The organism is Roseateles saccharophilus (genome assembly GCF_004342485.1).
Taxonomy (GTDB): Bacteria; Pseudomonadota; Gammaproteobacteria; order Burkholderiales; family Burkholderiaceae_C; genus Pelomonas; species Pelomonas saccharophila.
In genome coordinates this window covers 44,100-59,941 of record NZ_SMBU01000013.1, presented here as the reverse complement: position 1 = coordinate 59,941, position 15,842 = coordinate 44,100, and the positions used below count along the sequence as shown (strand labels likewise).

14 protein-coding genes are annotated in these 15,842 nt (G+C 69.0%); all 14 read right to left on the bottom strand.

Features of this window, described 5'->3' with window-relative positions; translation table 11 throughout:
- Window positions 1-1,665 (bottom strand): ShlB/FhaC/HecB family hemolysin secretion/activation protein, encoded by a 1,665-nt coding sequence (locus EV671_RS12940; protein WP_132571926.1) that lies wholly within the window; start codon window positions 1,663-1,665, stop codon window positions 1-3.
- Between the two features lie 137 nt (window positions 1,666-1,802).
- Complete coding sequence (locus tag EV671_RS27000; protein WP_207911146.1) at window positions 1,803-2,954, bottom strand: PEP-CTERM sorting domain-containing protein; 1,152 nt, start codon at window positions 2,952-2,954, stop codon at window positions 1,803-1,805.
- Window positions 2,955-3,121: 167 nt separating this feature from the next.
- The gene (locus EV671_RS12930) at window positions 3,122-4,612 is read right to left on the bottom strand and encodes a hypothetical protein (protein WP_132571923.1); all 1,491 of its coding nucleotides are present in this window, start codon (window positions 4,610-4,612) and stop codon (window positions 3,122-3,124) included.
- Between the two features lie 270 nt (window positions 4,613-4,882).
- On the bottom strand, window positions 4,883-6,367 hold the full coding sequence (locus EV671_RS12925; RefSeq protein WP_132571920.1) for a hypothetical protein: 1,485 nt from the start codon (window positions 6,365-6,367) through the stop codon (window positions 4,883-4,885).
- A 121-nt stretch (window positions 6,368-6,488) separates the two neighbouring features.
- Complete coding sequence (locus tag EV671_RS12920; RefSeq protein WP_132571917.1) at window positions 6,489-7,253, bottom strand: PEP-CTERM sorting domain-containing protein; 765 nt, start codon at window positions 7,251-7,253, stop codon at window positions 6,489-6,491.
- Between the two features lie 254 nt (window positions 7,254-7,507).
- Window positions 7,508-8,359 carry a helix-turn-helix transcriptional regulator gene (locus EV671_RS12915; RefSeq protein ID WP_165917549.1) on the bottom strand — a complete coding sequence of 284 codons (852 nt, stop codon included), beginning with the start codon at window positions 8,357-8,359 and terminating at the stop codon, window positions 7,508-7,510.
- Between the two features lie 151 nt (window positions 8,360-8,510).
- Window positions 8,511-9,110, bottom strand: a complete 600-nt coding sequence (locus EV671_RS12910; RefSeq protein WP_132571911.1) for a type II secretion system protein — start codon at window positions 9,108-9,110, stop codon at window positions 8,511-8,513.
- Entirely contained in the window at window positions 9,097-9,480 is a 384-nt protein-coding gene (locus tag EV671_RS12905; RefSeq protein ID WP_132571908.1) for a type II secretion system protein, read from the bottom strand. Before EV671_RS12905 ends, EV671_RS12910 begins: the two co-directional genes overlap by 14 nt.
- On the bottom strand, window positions 9,480-9,959 hold the full coding sequence (locus tag EV671_RS12900) for a type II secretion system protein (RefSeq protein WP_132571905.1): 480 nt from the start codon (window positions 9,957-9,959) through the stop codon (window positions 9,480-9,482). Before EV671_RS12900 ends, EV671_RS12905 begins: the two co-directional genes overlap by 1 nt.
- Window positions 9,943-12,162: a secretin N-terminal domain-containing protein gene (locus EV671_RS12895; RefSeq protein WP_132571902.1), complete on the bottom strand. Its 2,220-nt coding sequence runs from the start codon at window positions 12,160-12,162 to the stop codon at window positions 9,943-9,945. The genes EV671_RS12900 and EV671_RS12895 overlap by 17 nt, the downstream gene beginning before the upstream one ends.
- Window positions 12,159-12,665, bottom strand: coding sequence for a hypothetical protein (locus EV671_RS12890; RefSeq protein WP_132571899.1), 507 nt, complete (start codon window positions 12,663-12,665; stop codon window positions 12,159-12,161). The genes EV671_RS12895 and EV671_RS12890 overlap by 4 nt, the downstream gene beginning before the upstream one ends.
- Entirely contained in the window at window positions 12,662-13,177 is a 516-nt protein-coding gene (locus tag EV671_RS12885; RefSeq protein WP_132571896.1) for a hypothetical protein, read from the bottom strand. The genes EV671_RS12890 and EV671_RS12885 overlap by 4 nt, the downstream gene beginning before the upstream one ends.
- Entirely contained in the window at window positions 13,174-14,244 is a 1,071-nt protein-coding gene (locus EV671_RS12880) for a PilN domain-containing protein (RefSeq protein WP_132571893.1), read from the bottom strand. Before EV671_RS12880 ends, EV671_RS12885 begins: the two co-directional genes overlap by 4 nt.
- Entirely contained in the window at window positions 14,225-15,763 is a 1,539-nt protein-coding gene (locus EV671_RS12875; protein ID WP_132571890.1) for a GspE/PulE family protein, read from the bottom strand. The genes EV671_RS12880 and EV671_RS12875 overlap by 20 nt, the downstream gene beginning before the upstream one ends.
- Window positions 15,764-15,842 lie beyond the last annotated feature (79 nt).

Here is a 15,842-nt window from a genome sequence, read left to right as displayed (position 1 = left end):
TCAGAACTTCACGGCCATGCGCGCATGCGCGCGACGGCCTGGTTTGGGGGCACCGGCGATGGCCCGGTGGGGATCGGCAACCTGGAAATCGAGGGTGACCCCACTGCGGCTGGCGAAGCGCACCCCCACGCCGCTACCCAGCAGCGGCTGGTGGCTGACCTGGCCGGCCCCGGGGTTGAGGGTCTGCAGGTTGCCGGCGTCAACGAAAGCCAGCACGCTCAGCTCGCCAAGGTCGTTGAAGGCGTCGCTGGGGTGGTGCCTTTGCAGCCAGGATGCGAGATTGGCGCTGCGCAGTTCCAGCGATGCGAGCACGCCGTGGTCGCCCACGGCGGCGCTCTCGTGATAGCCGCGCACGCTGTCGGCGCCGCCGAGCACGAACTGCTCGGCGCTGACCAGGGGCTGCGAGGCCAGTTGCCCGGCCAGCCGGCCCGCGATGCTGAAGTCGGCAAAGACCTCGGTGTGGCGCAGGTCGACGCGCAGCGTCGAGAAGCCGCCGTCCGCGCCCTTGCGCGAGCAGCGGAACTGGTCGTCCACGCCGATGCTGCCGTCCTCCAGCTCGCAGCCGCCGATGCGGCGGGCCAGCAGTGGCTTCAGGCCCCAGCTCATCGACAGCGTGAACTGCCCCTGCCGGCTCGGTTCGAACCAGTTGGCCGTGTAGCCAGCCTGCAGCGGCAGGTAGCGCAGCGGCTTGCTGATGCTGGACGCACCGAGCTTGACCTGCTGCTGCACGTCGCGGTAGTCCAGGCCCAAGGTCGCGCCCTGCACGCTGTGTTCCGTCGCGCCGAGGTTGATGGCGTAGCGCAGGCCCAGGGTGTCGCCCTTGCCCAGCACCTGGGTGCCGCCCAGTGCATTGACGTTGCTGTTGGAGTGCGCCTCGTAGAAGCTGAGGTTGTTGCCGCCGTCCAGCGGTATGCCGTAGTTCAGCACCGAGACCGTCGTCTGCGACGGATCGGTGGGCGCGGTCGTCAGCGTCAGGCCGATGCTGTGGCCGAGCTGCCAGAGGTTGTCGTAGCGGACGCTGGCGGTGGCCCTCTCCATGGTGGTGTTGGCCGTGTTGGCGTTGCTGACCTCGAAGGAGCCGGACAGAGGCAGCTTGTCCTTCACCTGCAGCTCGGCCTCGACGGTGCCGGGCAGCCGGCCCGGCCGCAGGATGGGCTGCACCTGGCGGTCCTCGGTGGTGTTGACCGTGGCCAGCTGCTTCTGCACCTCGTTGAAGTTGGGCACGGTGCCCGGTGCGAGCTCTGCCACGCGCTGGCGGATGCGGCCCTGGTCGAAGTAGCGCGAGCCCGTCACGGCCAGCCGCTCGATGCGGCCCTCGATCACCTTCAGCCTCACCACGCCGCCGTCCACGCTCTGCTCGGGCAGGTCCACGAACACGCTCAGGTAGCTGGCGCCCTGGTAGGCCTTTTCCAGCGCGGCCCGGGCCGCTTCGGCGTCTCCCACGCTGCGCTGCGGGCCCATGAAGGGCATCACCACGCGCTCGACGGCGACGGCGCTCAGCACGGTATTGCCTTCCACCTCGAACTCCAGGATGTCGAAGCGCGGCGCATCGGCGGCCGGCTGCGCCTGTGCCAGGCCAGCGCAGGTCCAGGCCAGTCCGGCCAGCGCGGTGGCTGCCAGGCGGCATGAAGCGAAACGACGAAAACAGAGAAGAGGCGGCTTCAAAAACTATCCGGCCCCTTGTGCAAGGGGCCGGCTCCCGAAAAGTGGATTTCAGTGTCGCGAGCCGCGGCGAAGGGGCGATGAAGCGCGACGCAGCGACGTAGTCCGAACGGACTACGCGCCTGCGAGGAAACGCCTGTTCAGGCGCGGTGCGAGAGGCCGGCGCTGCGGCGCTCGCGGCGCGCGCGTGCAGCCACCAGCAGGCCGCCCAGTGCCATCAGGCCCCAGGTCTGCGGCTCGGGCACGGGGCTGACGCTGGCGGCATTGGCAAAGGCCGCCACCTGGATGCCGGCGTTGGCGATGTCGTCCTGGCCGACCGTGAGCAGACGCGTGGGCCCGGCGCTGGCGCTGTAGTCGGTGATCGACAGGCGCGCACGGCCGGCGTCGGTGCTGACCAGGCTCTTGGGGTTGGAGCCGGGCAGGGTGTAGCTCAGCACGTACTTGTTCGAGTTCGGGTCCTTGATGAAGCCCCAGTAGCCGTCGTTGGTGAGGTTGTCGAACTCGTCGACGGCGACTTTGCCGATGTTGCTCGTCGAGGACAACTGGGTTCGATAGAACCACGACGACGTGCCGACAGGATTCCCTACGCACAGCCCGCTGCTGTAAAGGCAATCACCATCGCCGTTGTTGGCAGCGTTCGCCCAGCCATGCACTTTGTTGGCGTAGATGGAATCGGATGCCGTGGCTAGGCTGCTGCCAAAGGATGACGCTGTTTTCAAGGTCGTCATCGTGATGAGGTGAGGGTCGGTGGTGGCGTTGTTCAGCGCACCGAGGTAGCTTGCCAAGGCGTTGTTTTGCCGAAGGGTGCCATTGGTGGTCTTGAACAGTGCGTCGTAATTCGCGGCCTGAGTGGCCACGTCTCCGTTGTTGGTCATCGTGCTGTAGAGCACTCTGTTGGCGGCGCCGGACAGTGGATCGTTGAATCCAAGTACGGCCCAGCGAGTGGTGCTGAGGTTGGTCCCGGCTGCATTCACGAAGGTCTGAAGCGCGGCGTCCGTACTGGGATCAAGCGTGAAGAAGAGGTAGCTGCCGCTGTCCTGCTGGGCATTGATGAAGAACGTTGCGGCCCTGACGTTGAGGTCGAGGGTGTAGGTCATCTGTGCCGTGGTCTGATCCAGTAGGGTCAGGAACAGCTCTGGATTGTTCGGATACTGTGCCGAGAATCCCATGCCAATGCCAATGCCGATCTCAGCCAATGCAGCCTGCGAGGTGAGGCCAAGGCACAGAAGGCCGGTGGTCATGCAGGCGCGGCGCACGAGGCAGCGGGTTGTCTGGAGTGCGGTCGGGTTCATGCGGTGTCCTCGTGAGCGCGGCGAAGCGGTAGGTATCTGTCAGCCTTGCGGAAACGTATCAGCTGGAGTGCCGGCTCTTTGATTGAATGTCTCGGGCCTTGGAGTCCGGGCTATCAAAGCAGTTTCCCGAGGCAGGCGGTAGGCATCCGCCCCGGGCGATGCCATGCTTAGAACGTGGTGTAGGCCGAACAGCTATCGCTCACGCCGTTGCTCTGGATGGCGTGCAGCAGGCGCGAGGCGTAGGGCTTCTGGGCTGAGGTCAGCTGGCTCCAAAAAGGTGCGATGTTGAACCACACCAGCGGGCTGGCCATTACGCCGTCGAGCGAGTTGGCCGATGAGGTGACAGGCAATGCGGCGATCGCGGCCGGCGTGTTGGACTGGGTGACGATCGCGTTCAGCGCAGCCAGCAGGTCGGCGTTGGCATTCGCCTTCGCGGTGTTCCACTGCATCGTGCCCTCGGCCACGAAGTCGTAGCTGACATTCACGGCGCCGCTTGGCATGCTGCCGGAGATGTAGCGGTTAGGCAGCGCGCCATCGAGGCGGACATAGCGCCACTTGGTGCCAGCCTCGACGTTTCCCTTGCTGAAGATACCCAGCGCATAGGCCGTGGAGGCGTTGTTGTCGGCATTGGTCAGGCAGGCAAGTGCGTCGCCCTCTGATAGGTTTTCAATCGTATTTGGGGTGCTGCCGTTGGCATTGGGCAACGGCTTGGTTGCGGTTGCTTGGCGGACAGCACTTAGGCCGTGGCCCGGGTCGCAGGGGGTGTTGTTGAGGAAGTACATTTGGGCAGCAGCCTGCGTGCCTGAACCTGGGTTTTCACGGCAGATATTGACTGTTTTGCCGTTGCCGCTGGTGCCCAATACCAAGCCCCAACCCTCGAGGCCGTCCGCACTTGTGTCTACGGCACCGGTCATGGCGGTGCGAATCCAGGTTCGGGGTAGGCTGGGACGGTTGGCGTCGTCATCCTTGGCGGTGTCGAGGCCTTGGGTCGCCTGCAGGGCTCGGTAGGCCTTGAGGTTGACGGCCACACCCAAGATGACTTGCATGTAGGGCTGCACGGTCAACGTGGAGAGATCGACAGGCAGTTTTGAATTGCTTTGCGGGTCGCCCAGGACGTTGTCCGTCAGGTTGGGCGACTGGTTCAGCAAAGGTGGCTCAATGTCTGAGATGCCGGCGTCGGGTGCGACCTGCTCGGTTTGCGAGCAGAGGGAGGTACGGGTGGTGATGTCTGTGTAGGCCGTGGGTTGCGAGCAGGAGGTCGCGCTCACCTTCATCATCTTGGTGGTTGCGTCGTTGGTGGCCACGTTTGCCACGCCAAATATTGCACCGCCGGTGTCTCGCTTGTGGATCAGTACCGGCGTGCCAGCGGCGTAGTTGCCCAGGGCCGTGGCCAGCGTGCAGGAGTAGGCGCGTGCGCCCGAGCCCTCGCCATCGCCGCTCGCGATCAGGTCGGCGGCGGAGTGGAAGACGTCGATGGTGCCAGCTCGGCAGATCGTCTGGACATAACCGGCGATGACGAAGCGGTAGGAGGAGGAGCCGGTCAGGCGGATTTCCTTCAGCGTGCTGTTGGCGCGCGCCGTGTCAACGGCCGTAGGGGAAAGGGCTTGGGCCGAATTTGCAGCCGCCAGAGTGGCGATGGCGATGAGCTTGATCTTCACGAGTTGACTCCCTGAAAAATACCGCTTACGGCGGCGCCAAACGCAAAAGAGCTATTCGCTGCACACGATGGCTCACCATTTCAGATGTGCAATGAATAGCCTTCCCGGCGACCTGTAGTTGAGGCCGTGCTGAAGGTTTCGACCGCAACAACACGGTAAAACCTAAAAAAAAATACGCCGGGCTCATTGAAAGGCCCGGGCCTTGAGCCCGGGTGTATCGAGGCAAGACTCGGGGCAGGTGACAGGCACCCGCCCCGAGCAGTGCCCTGCTTAGAACGTGTTGTAGATCGAGCAGCTGTCGCTCACGCCGTTCACTTGCGTGGCGTGCAGCAGGCGCGAGGAGTAGGGCTGCTGGGCGGCGGTCAGCGAGGTCCAGCTCGCCTGGATGTTGGACCACACCAACGGGGTGGCCATCACGCCGTCGGGCGAGTTGGCGGAGGACGTGACGGGCAGTGCGGCGATCGCGTCCGGCGTGTTGGACACGGTGGCGATGTTGGTCAGCGCGGCCAGCAGGTTGGCGTTAGCGCTCACCTTGGCGGTGTTCCACTGCATCGTGCCTTCGCCGACGAAGTCGTAGCTGCCGTTCACGGCACCGCTCGGCACGGTGCCAGCGATGTAGCGGTTCGGCAGCGCGCCGTCGACGCGGACATAGCGCCACTGCTTGCCGGTTTCCACGTTCTCGCGGCTGAAGAAGCCGATGGCGTAGTCCGTCGCGGCGTCGTTGTCGGCGGCGGTCAGACAGTTCAGCACGTCACCGGTCGACGAGTTCTCGATCACGTTCACGCCGCCGGTGTTTCCGTTGGGGGCCGGCTTGGTCGCGCCGGCTTGGCGGGCAGCCGCCAGACTCTCGGCCGGATTGCAGGGGTTCTGCAGGAAATAGGCCTGCGTGGTGGCTTGCGTGCCCGAACCCGGGTCGCGACGGCAGATGTTGACGGTCTTGCCGTTGCCACCGGTGCCGAGCACCAGACCCCAGCCTTGCAGGCCGGCGGAGCTCGTATCGACGTTGCCGGTCAGCACGCTGCGGATCCAGTTCTTGGACAGGCTGGGACGGTTGGCGTCGGTGTCGTCCTGGGCCAGGCCCTGGGCGGCCTGCAGGGCGCGGTAGGCCTTCAGGTTGACGGCCACGCCGAAGATGGCCTGCCAGTAAGGCTGGATGGTCAGCGCGGAGAGGTTGACCGGCGCCTTCGAGCCGCTCGTCGGGTCGCCCAGCGTGTTGTCGATCAGGTTGGGCGACTGATTCAGCATGTTGGGCTCGAGGTCGGAGAAGCCGGCGTCGGGCGCCACGTTCTCAGTCAGCGAGCACTGGGACGTCTTGGTGGTGATGTTGGTGTAAGCGACCGGGGCCGAGCACGAAGCCGCGCTGACCTTCATCATGACGGTCGTGGCGTCGTTGGCGGCGACGTTGGCCACGCCGATGATGGAGCCACCGGTGTCGCGCTTGTGGATCAGGATCGGCGTGCCGGCGGCGTAGTTGCCCAGGGCGGTGCCCAGCGTGCAGGAGTAGGCGCGGGCGCCCGAGCCGGCGCCGTCGCCGTTGGCGATCAGGTTGGCGGCCGAGAAGAAGACGTCGATCGTGCCGGCCTGGCAGATCGTCTGGATGTGGCCAGCGATGGCGAGGCGATAGGCGGAAGAGCCGACCAGGCGGATTTCCTTCAGCGTGCCATTGGCGCGGGCCGTGTCGATGGCGGCGGGCGACAGCGCGTGGGCGGAACCGGCGGCCACGAGGGCGGCCATGGCGATAAGCTTGAGTTTCATGAGTGGACTCGCAGAGGAAGAAGGGATGTAAGAGGCCACGGCCAGCGCGGCGGCGCCGCGGGCCGGATTGACTGCTCCTGCCTGGCGGTGATCGCCACCAGGCGGGGCACAGGACGGTGAGTTAGGCGCGGCGGCGGCGCACGACGAAGCCGACGGCAGCGAGGCCGGCGGCCAGCATCGCGTAGCTGCCGGGCTCGGGAATGGCAGCGACGGGGGCCGAGATGGACAGAGTGGAGCCGTCGAACGAGGCGCTGTAGCCGGTCAGCGTGGCGGTGGTCACCTTGGTGAGGGAGTTGGTGCCGTTGCCCTTCCAGTCCAGCAGCGTCGAGCTGGTGCCCACCGCATTGCCGATCTGGTTGCTCGCCTGGCCGATGGCAAAGAAGTTGGAGCCGAAATAGCCGGCCGTGCCGACGGCGTTGAAGCTGCTGCCATCGGCCACGGCGATGTGGTCGCTGGTGGCGCTGTCGAGTTGGTTGCTGGCAGTCTGGGCGATCAGGCCGGTGTTGTTGAACACGGAACCCTTGAAGGTCGTGTTGTTGATCGAGGCGAGCGTGGGCGTGGTGGTCGCGCGGGTGGAGATCAGTTCAACGTTGGAGTAGCCCGTGGTGCCAGTACCGTCGAACACGGCCAGCGCCCACTGCGGGGTGCTGCCGGCGACAAAACTCGAGAAGCCGACCAGGTTGGTCACGTTCTGGACGTAGGAGCTGAAGCTGGCGCTCTTCAGCGCGTTGACGGTGACGCCGGTGTCCAGCAGGAAGGAGCCCTTGTCGTTGCCGAGAACGAAGAAGAGTTCGGAGTTGCCGTTGGTCATAACGGCGATGCCGGCGTGGGCTTGCGAGACGGCGACGACCGCGAGGGCCGCGGCGGCGAGGGACTTGATCTTCATGTGAATCACTCCAAGGAGGGTTGGTGGTGGGGGCCCCAGCTTTTGGCTGGACGCCGTCACGCCTGGCTGCCTCCCCTGGATCGCTGCATCGCAATCGGCGGTGGCCTTGGGCGCCTGGGTCATGAAGACCCGCTTGTCAAAGAGCGGGGATCCGTGGATCCGATGGCCGGCATTCTTCTGGCGGCCGATGACATGCGCACCGGAGCGCAATTTGGTTCACAGTCCGTACGGACTACGTGCAAACCCTGAGGCCATCAAGTCAGGGGCACGTCGCGGCGGCGGGCCGCGGCCTGCGCGCCGGGCATGCTTTCCAGCAACTGCAGCGACATCGCCTGCGCCACGGCCTGGGCGCGGTTGGCGGCGCCCAGCTTGCGCAGGATCTTCTGCACGTGGTTCTTCACTGTCAGCGCGCTGATGCCGAGCTGCTCGGCGATCTGCTGGTTGCTCTTGCCCTCGCGCAGCCAGGTGAGGATCTCGCGTTCGCGTTGCGTGACGCCGCCGACCTTGATCGACGGGGGCACGGCCGCGCCGCCCGTGCCGACATCGCGCTCGACCGCCTGCACGCGCTGCCAGGCGCCGTGCACATGCGGGAGCAGCAGTTCCAGCCGCGCGGCATGCGCAGCGAGCGCGGCACCGTCCTGCGCCGCGAAGGCGAAGAAGCTCTCGATCTCCTGCGGGCGCTGCGGGCGCGACATGCCGTGCACGAGGATCTTCTCGAACTGCGCCGCCAGCAGCGCGTCGCGCACCGTGCCCAGTGAGGCGAAGGACAGCTCGGCCGTCGCGACGATGGTCGGGCGGCAGCGTGCTTCCAGCCAGCAGCCTTGCAGATGGCGCATCAGCAGGCTGCGCGCGTCGCCGAGGGCGTCCATCAGCACGGGTTCGAGGCCGAAGCTGTTGAAGACGTCGAACAGCAGTTCCCGTGAGGCACGGTCGTAGCTGCCGCAGACGGCGAGCTGGTGCGGGATCAGCCGGCCCAGATAGCTCTGCGTCCAGACGAAGAATTGGTAGCGGCGGCGCACGTTGAGTGCGGATTCGGCCGCGCGCACGATGGCTTCTACGGGATCGCTGGGGTTCAGCGTCACGGCCAGGGCGTCGTTGTGTGTCATGGGTGGCGCTTGAGCAGTGGGGGCGCGTCGTGCGCGAAGGAACAAAACTTCGCAGCGGACACACGAGGTCGAAACTCTAGGAAGGGCGGATGACCGTGCGTTGAAGGCCGGATGTCGGCATGAGCCGTTCGGCTCATGGTGTGCACAGGCCCTACTCCGAATGGATGGGTTTGTCCGCGGGAGGCGGCGCAACGAAGACCCAGTCATGTGCCGTCGAGCGGCCGTCGGCGGTCGCGAGCAGGTGGCGTGTCGAGCTGCTGCGCACGCCGACGATGCCGCGGCCGGCCTGTGGTTTCGGGGTCCCCTTGCCCTGGCTGTCGACGCCGGCGGCGATGGTCGCCTGGCCGAGCACCAGCTCCCAGTTGGGCCTGCCGGTGAAGGGATCGGCGTAGAGCTGGCGCAGGTGCCGCTGCGGCTTGGGGAAGCGTGTGTCGGCCAGCAGCTCCTCCAGCTGCTGGGGCAGCGGCAGATGGCCGACCGGCGTGCGCTCGGCGTAGCGCCCCAGCGCCGCGGCGATGGCCTCGCCACGAAAGCGCAGCTCGGCCTCGCGCTCGCGGCGCTGGCGCGTCTGCTCCAGTTCGCCCAGGGCCGCGAGCGCGACGCCGCCCAGGGCCAGCGCGAAGAGCAGCCAGAGGTAGGTGAAACCGCGAGTTTTGTGCCCCCACGTCGGCGAGTACGCCTCCTGCCCCCCACGGGGGCCGGCGCGCCTTGGGGCGGCCCGGCGGCGCGTGGGCGCGTCACCAGTCCGCATACAGGCTTCCATCGGGCGCCCGGCCGGCGGCGCCGCTGTGCACGTCGCCGACCTGGCCGCCCATCTCGGCCTCGGCCGGTGGTGGCTGCGTGACCCAGCTCGTGGCGCTTCCGGTCAGCGGGTCTTCGGGTAGCTGGCGCAGATAGCGGTCCTGCACGAGCTGATCGAGCGCGTCCGGGTAGTGCCCCTTGTCGGCCGCGTACTTGTCCAGCGCGTCGCGCATGACGGCCAGTGACGAGCGCAGGCTGTTGGCCTTGGCGCGGTCCACGGCGTTGAAGTAGCGCGGTGCCGCGATGCCGGCGAGCAGCGCCACGATCGCCATCACGACGATGAGCTCGATGAGGGTGAAGCCCGGCGCCCGTCGTTTCATCACCAGTCCCGGTAGCGTGAGCCGTCGAGGGCGACGGCGTCCGACATCGAGTGCACGTCGAACACGTCCTTGCCGGGCACGGGTGCGTCCGGCGGGCTGTCGTAGCTGCGCAGGGCCCAGGTCTGGGCGGCGGCCAGGGCCGGGTCGGCCAGCGGGTCGCGCGGCAGGCGGCGCAGGAAGTAGATGCGCTTCTTCTGCTGTGCGTCCCGGGCGTCGGGCACGCCGCGCACGAGGCTGTCGAGGTCGGGCGGGTAGCCGCTGTCGTCGGCCTTCAGCGTGATGCGGCCGTCCCTCGTCGCCTGGCGGTAGGCGTCGAGGGCGCCGCGCAGCGTGCGCAGCGCCTGGCGCAGTTCGGTCTCGCGCTGGCGCTTGTGCACCCAGACGGCCAGCGGCTGCGCCGCCGCGGCCAGGATGCCGACGATGGTGACCACCGCCAGCATCTCGACGAGGGTGAAGCCCCGCTCAGCGAACCTCGACATGGGAGCCGCCCTCCACCCGCACTTTCAGCGCCTCGCCGTTGGGCCCCGTGGCCTTTGCGTTCACGAACTGGAGCGAGCCGGAGCGCCCCGCCGCGTCGGGCCGGGCGCGCAGCACCACCACCTGCTGGGCTTCGGGCGCCAGCTCCACCTCGGCGAGGCCGCTGCCGGCCTGAGCGTCGTCGACGTCGGCCCGCGTGAAGAGGGCCGCGTCATAGGTCATCCTGCCGGCCACCGTGGCCCTGGACCGGTTGGCAAGCGTGACGGTCAGGTTCTCTCCCGCCGCGATGCTGTCCACCAGCTGCAGCTCGACGGTGGCCTCCTCGGGCTGGGCCGGGGCCTGGACCGGAGCCAGGGCCTGCTGCTGGCCCTGCGACCGGGCCGCCTGGGCCTTGGCGATGGCCGCAGACAACGGTCGGGCGCCCGCCGGCGTGGTGTCGCTCAGCGACGGCGCCGCCGCGTTGCCGCGCGAGGCGCGCAGCCTCAGGCCCTCGGCACCCGGGTTGGCGTCGAAGCCGGAGGCCAGCACGGTCTGGCCGGCGTCCGGCAGGCTGAGGTTGCGCAGCACATGCGGCGTGATCAGCAGCACGATCTCGGTCTTCTTGCGGCTGTCGGTGTGCACGCCGAACAGGCGCCCGAGCAGCGGTGTCTCGGACACATAGGGCACGCCGGCGATGGTCTTGCGGTCTTCGTCGTTGATGAGTCCGCCCAGCACCTGGGTCTCGCCGTCGCGCAGCCGCAGCGACGTGGACGCGTTGCGCGTGCCGATGCGGTAGGCGCTGGTGGGCTGCGGGCCGCCCGAGGTTTCCTTCACGCCCAGGCTGCTGACCTCGAGGTTGACCTTCATGACGACGTCGTTGTCCAGCTGCACGGTGGGTTCCACTTCCAGCTTGATGCCGACATCGATGTAGGTCACGGCCGTGGACACGCCGACGTTGGCCGTCGACGTGCTCGTGAACACGGGCACGCGGTCGCCGATCTGGATCTTGGCCTTCTCCTTGTTGCGAGCGCGCAGCTTGGGGTTGGCCAGCAGGTTGTTCGCGCCCGATTCGCCCTTGAGCCGCGCCGCGACGACGGGGTTGGCCACCAGCGTGCGAAAGCTGCCGCGGGAACTCCAGGGCACCATGGTCGCGGTGTCCGTGCTGCCGTAGGTCGCGTCGGTGGCCCAGTTCAGGCCGGCCTCGGCGCTGCGGTCGGTGCCCAGCTCGAGCACCTCCACGTCGAGCATCACCTCGGGCTCGGGCAGGTCCAGCCCGGCGACGAGCTGCTCGATCATCGCGATCACCTCGGGCGTGTCGCGCGCCACCAGCAGGTTCAGCCGCTCGTCGATGAAGACGTCGCGCGTCTTGGCCATCATGCGCACCAGCGCCTGGGCCTGCTTCACGTCGGCGTTGTTCAGGTAGAAGCTGCGCGTGACGAGCTCCTGGTGCTCGCGCTGCTTCTGCTGCGTGTTGGGGTAGATCAGCACCGAGTTGTCGTTGAGCAGCTTGCGTTCCAGCTGCTGCGTGCTCAGCACGATGCGCATGGCCTCGTCGACGCTGACGTCCTTCAGGTAGACGCTGACGCGGGCATCGGCCTTCACGTCCTTGTCGAACACGAAGTTGACGCCGGCCCCGCGGCTCAATGCCTCGAAGACGGTGCGCAGCGGCGCATCGCGGAACTCCAGACTCACGGGCTTCTGGTAGGCCGCCGCGAGCGTGGGCGCTGCGAGCGGCGGCGCGAAGGCCCGGCGCAGCTTCTGCTGGAGTGCCTGGGCGCGTGGCTGGCCGGGGTCTTCCGCCAGCACCTGGGCCACCGCCTCGCGCGCGGCATCCCGTTGGCCAGCCTGCAGCTGATGCTCGGCCTGGGTGAGCAGGGCCTCGTGGCGGCGCGCGCGGCCCAGCGCGAGCTGCAGCGCACGGGTGCGCGGCGCGAGCGGGTCTATGGCTTCCATGCGGAGCAGCAGGTCGGCGGCGGCCTCCAGCTGGCCGGCCGCGCGGGCGTTCTCGGCCTGCGCAGCCAGGCTCAGCAGGCCCAGCTCGGCCTCGCGCTGGCGCGCGCTGCGCAGTGCTTCGTCCTGCGGCGAGGCCGCGGCGGCATCGCGCAGCAGCCGCCAGGCGCTCTCGTGTTCACCCTGCCGGGCGAGCACCTCGGCCTCACGCAGAGCAGGGTGGCTGGCGCAGGCGGCCAGCAGCAGGACCAAGGCAATGACGGGAACGCGGCTCATGCGGAGGGTCTGGCAAAGGAGACGAACTGGGCCAGGCCCAGGGGCAAATAGGTCAGGCGCAAGCCACCGGCCTCGATGGCGTCGACGCGCCATTGGCCGTCCACCACGTCGCCCGCGGCGACCACCGCGCTGCGCTGCGCGTTGTTCAGGACGGCCCGGGGGCGCGAGTCGGTCATGCGGCCGACGAACTGGTACGGGAACGGCGGCGCGCTGGGCGGCGGCGGCGCGGCCTCGGCCTGGGCCGGCGGTGGCGCCAGCGGGGTCTCGCCCCAGGCGGCGCGGGCTTGCGGGTCGAGGGCCGGCCAGTCCGCGCGGGCGCTGGCGGCGGGGCCGGGCCAGTCGGCCATTGCCGATGCCGGCGTTGGCGTGGCCGAGATCGCGTGGCGCGGCCTGGCGACTGCGGCGGTGTCGGCCTCGTCGTCGCGCGACACCCAAAGCGTGGCTGCGAGGCTGAGGCCGAGGGCGCCGAAGAGCGCGAGCTGTCGTGGCGAGGGCCGCTTCATTTCGTGACCTGCATGTGCAGCACCCAGGCCAGCTCGGCCTTGAGCTGGCCGTCTGCATCGCGCCGCAGGCGGAGGGTTTCCAGCGCCAGCGCGGGGTCGCGCCTGAGCGCCTCGGCGACGAAGCCGCGCAGCGTGCTGTAGCGGCCGCTGAGCTGCATGGCGACGCGGTACTGTGCAAGGCCCAGCTCGCGGTCGGCCTGATAGCGGAATTCGCTGCGCGGCCAGGGAAGGCCGAGCTCGGTCGTCAGCGCCAGCAACGCGGCCGTGCGGGCCTGGCGCTCGGCGTCGGGGGGCAGGCTGGCAGCCAGCGCGGCGCCACCGTCCGTGGGAATGCTGGAAGAGGCTCGCGGCTGCAGCGCGGCGCGGCGGCTGGCGAGGTGCTGGCGCTCGGCGTCCAGCCGCTGCTGCTCGCGCGGCAGCCAGGCCGCGCCGACGACGGCGGCCAGCGTCAGCAGCAGCGCCAGCGCGGCCGGCCAGCCGAGGCGGCGGGCCATGTCGAGCCAGCGCTTCATCGCGCGCCTCCCGCGCGACGCACGAGTTCGAAGCGCAGCGCGCCGCCTGTTTCGTCCGCCACCGTGTCGGGCTTCTGCAGCCGGGTCAGCACCACCTCGTCGCCTGGCGCGGCCTGCAGCGTGAGCCGGTCGACGAGGCGGGTCACCGCGTCGGCATCGGCCGCCTGGCCTTCGAGGCGCAGTGACTGTCGGTCCAGATCCAGCGCGGCGAGCTGCAGGCCGGGCGGCAGCGCCCGCTCGACGTCGGCCCACAGCGCGGCCCAGTCGGTGCCGAGCTGGTTCGACACGGCCCAGGCGCGGGCACGCGCGGCCGGGTTGGGCGGCTTGGGTTTGGCTGCCGCGGCGGGGCGGGCGAGGCGGTCCAGCACGGCGGACTGCTCGGCCAGGCGTTGGGCCTCCTCACGCTGGCCCTGGGCCTGCAGCACGACGAGAACGCAGGCCGCAGCCGCGGCGGCGGCCCAGGCCCAGGCCAGCGGCCGCATGCGCGACGGCTGCGCGATGAAGTCCGGGCCCAGGCGCGCGCCGGGCTCGGTGAGAAGGTCGATGGCAGGGGCGATGCGCGCGCCTTCCAGTTCGCGCAGCAGTTCGTCGCTGACATGGCGCTGCTGCAGGTCGACGAGGCGGCCGCCGCTGCGGCGCAGCCAGGTCAGCATGTCGCCGTCGATGACGGCGGTGTCACCGTCCTGCGCGGCGCAGAGCGTCCAGCTCGGCCGCAGCGAGGCGATGCGCACGCGCTGCGCGGCTGCCGTGGCCTGCAGCGCAGCCAGGTCGGCGTCGGCCAGCGCGCAGGCGACGCGCTCGCTGCTGGCCAGCGGCCATTGCTGAGCCGCCGGCCCGAAGTAGTGCGTGAACTGCAGTCGCGCATAGCCCTGCAGGGCGTCCGCGTCGGCCAGCGGCAGGTCGGCGGGCACGAGCAGGCTGTGGGCCTGTTCGGCACCCACCAGCAGCTCGGCGCGCGCACCGGCATGGGCGGCGCACCAGGCCGCGAAGTCGGGCCAGGCCTGGCCCTGGGTGTCCAGCACCCGGTCGCCCGCCAGCAGCAGGCGTTCAGTCCGCGAGCGTGACACGTTCGAGTTCTTCCAGCGTTGATTCGCCACGCAGCACCAGGGCCACGGCCGCGTCGCGCAGCGAGCGCATGCCGCGCCCGCGTGCGGCCTCCTTGATGCGGGAGAGTGGCGCGCGGCCGGCGATCAGGTCGCGCAGCTCGTCGTCCAGCCACAGCAGCTCGCTGACGGCGCGGCGGCCCTTGTAGCCGGTGCCGCGGCAGTGGCCGCAGCCGCGGCCGTGCAGCACGGTGGCGTCTTCGGGCAGGCCGTGGTCGCGCAGCTGCGCGGGCGCCGTGGCCAGCGGTTCGACACAGTGGCGGCAGTTGATGCGCATCAGCCGCTGCGCCAGCACGCCGTTCAGCGCGGAGACGACGTTGTAGAGGTCCAGCCCCATGTGCATGAAGCGGCCGACCACGTCGAAGGCGTTGTTGGCGTGCACGGTGCTGAAGACGAGGTGGCCGGTCAGCGCCGCCTGCACGGCGATCTGCGCCGTCTCGGCATCGCGGATCTCGCCCACCATGACGCGGTCCGGGTCGTGGCGCAGCACCGAGCGCAGGCCGCGCGCGAAGGAGAGCCCCTTCTTCTCGTTGACCGGGATCTGCACGACGCCGGGCAACTGGTACTCGACCGGATCCTCGATGGTGATGATCTTGTCGCGGCCGGTGTTGACCTCGCTGATCGCGGCGTAGAGGGTCGTCGTCTTGCCCGAGCCGGTGGGGCCGGTCACGAGCAGCATGCCGTGGGGCTGGCGCGCCAGGGCCCGGATCTGCGCGCGCGCCTCGGGCTCGAAGCCCAGCGCGTCCAGCGTCAGCGCGCCCTGCGCCTCGACCTGGGCGCGGTCCAGCACGCGCACGACGGCGTCCTCGCCGAACACGCTGGGCATGATGGACAGGCGGAAGTCCACCTCGCGGCCCTGCACGCGCAGCTTGAAGCGGCCGTCCTGCGGCAGGCGGCGCTCGCCGATGTCGAGCTCGGCCATCACCTTCAGGCGCGACACCAGCTGCTCGGCGGCCTGCACGCCGTCGATCTGCTTGACATCGAGCATCACGCCGTCGATGCGGCTGCGGATCTTCATGCCGCGCAGCTGGCATTCGAAGTGGATGTCGCTGGCGCCGTCCTGCAGTGCGTCGTAGAGCGTGGCGTCGAGCAGGCGCACGACGGGGCTGGCCTGCTCGGCGAGGTGCAGGGCCGACAGCTCCTGGGCGGCCTCGGCTTCGTTGGCGTTGCCGAAGGACTCACTCAGCTCGCCGAGGGCGCGGTAGTCGGTTTCAGCGGCTTCGAGCAGCGCGTCGATCTCGGCGGGTTCGCAGGGCCACCAGAGGACGGGCTTCTTGAGCTTGGATTCGATGCGCAGGCGCAGCAGGGGTTCGAGCGGGCGGTCGGCGAGGAGGGCGAGGCGGCCTTGCGCCGAGGTCGCCATGACGGCGCGCCAGCGTTGGGCGTCGGCGTGGGGCCAGGGGGCGAAGCTGAGGGACCAGGGGGCGTCGGAGGCGGGGAGCCTGGTCAGCACGTCCTGTGGCTGTTGCAGGACGGCGTTCATGGTTTTTGCTCCGCTGGGTTTGTGGCGAGGCCCATGCCGGGAGTTCGCCCCGGCGGGCGACCTACTTTTTGGGCGACCA

What these genes read in the sequence shown, in the direction of transcription:
- EV671_RS27000 (WP_207911146.1), bottom strand. Translation starts at nt 2,954, where the DNA reads ATGAACCCGACCGCACTCCAGACAACCCGCTGCCTCGTGCGCCGCGCC.
- EV671_RS12925 (WP_132571920.1), bottom strand. Translation starts at nt 6,367, where the DNA reads ATGAAACTCAAGCTTATCGCCATGGCCGCCCTCGTGGCCGCCGGTTCC.
- EV671_RS12920 (WP_132571917.1), bottom strand. Translation starts at nt 7,253, where the DNA reads ATGAAGATCAAGTCCCTCGCCGCCGCGGCCCTCGCGGTCGTCGCCGTC.
- EV671_RS12915 (WP_165917549.1), bottom strand. Translation starts at nt 8,359, where the DNA reads ATGACACACAACGACGCCCTGGCCGTGACGCTGAACCCCAGCGATCCC.
- EV671_RS12910 (WP_132571911.1), bottom strand. Translation starts at nt 9,110, where the DNA reads ATGCGGACTGGTGACGCGCCCACGCGCCGCCGGGCCGCCCCAAGGCGC.
- EV671_RS12905 (WP_132571908.1), bottom strand. Translation starts at nt 9,480, where the DNA reads ATGAAACGACGGGCGCCGGGCTTCACCCTCATCGAGCTCATCGTCGTG.
- EV671_RS12900 (WP_132571905.1), bottom strand. Translation starts at nt 9,959, where the DNA reads ATGTCGAGGTTCGCTGAGCGGGGCTTCACCCTCGTCGAGATGCTGGCG.
- EV671_RS12895 (WP_132571902.1), bottom strand. Translation starts at nt 12,162, where the DNA reads ATGAGCCGCGTTCCCGTCATTGCCTTGGTCCTGCTGCTGGCCGCCTGC.
- EV671_RS12890 (WP_132571899.1), bottom strand. Translation starts at nt 12,665, where the DNA reads ATGAAGCGGCCCTCGCCACGACAGCTCGCGCTCTTCGGCGCCCTCGGC.
- EV671_RS12885 (WP_132571896.1), bottom strand. Translation starts at nt 13,177, where the DNA reads ATGAAGCGCTGGCTCGACATGGCCCGCCGCCTCGGCTGGCCGGCCGCG.
- EV671_RS12875 (WP_132571890.1), bottom strand. Translation starts at nt 15,763, where the DNA reads ATGAACGCCGTCCTGCAACAGCCACAGGACGTGCTGACCAGGCTCCCC.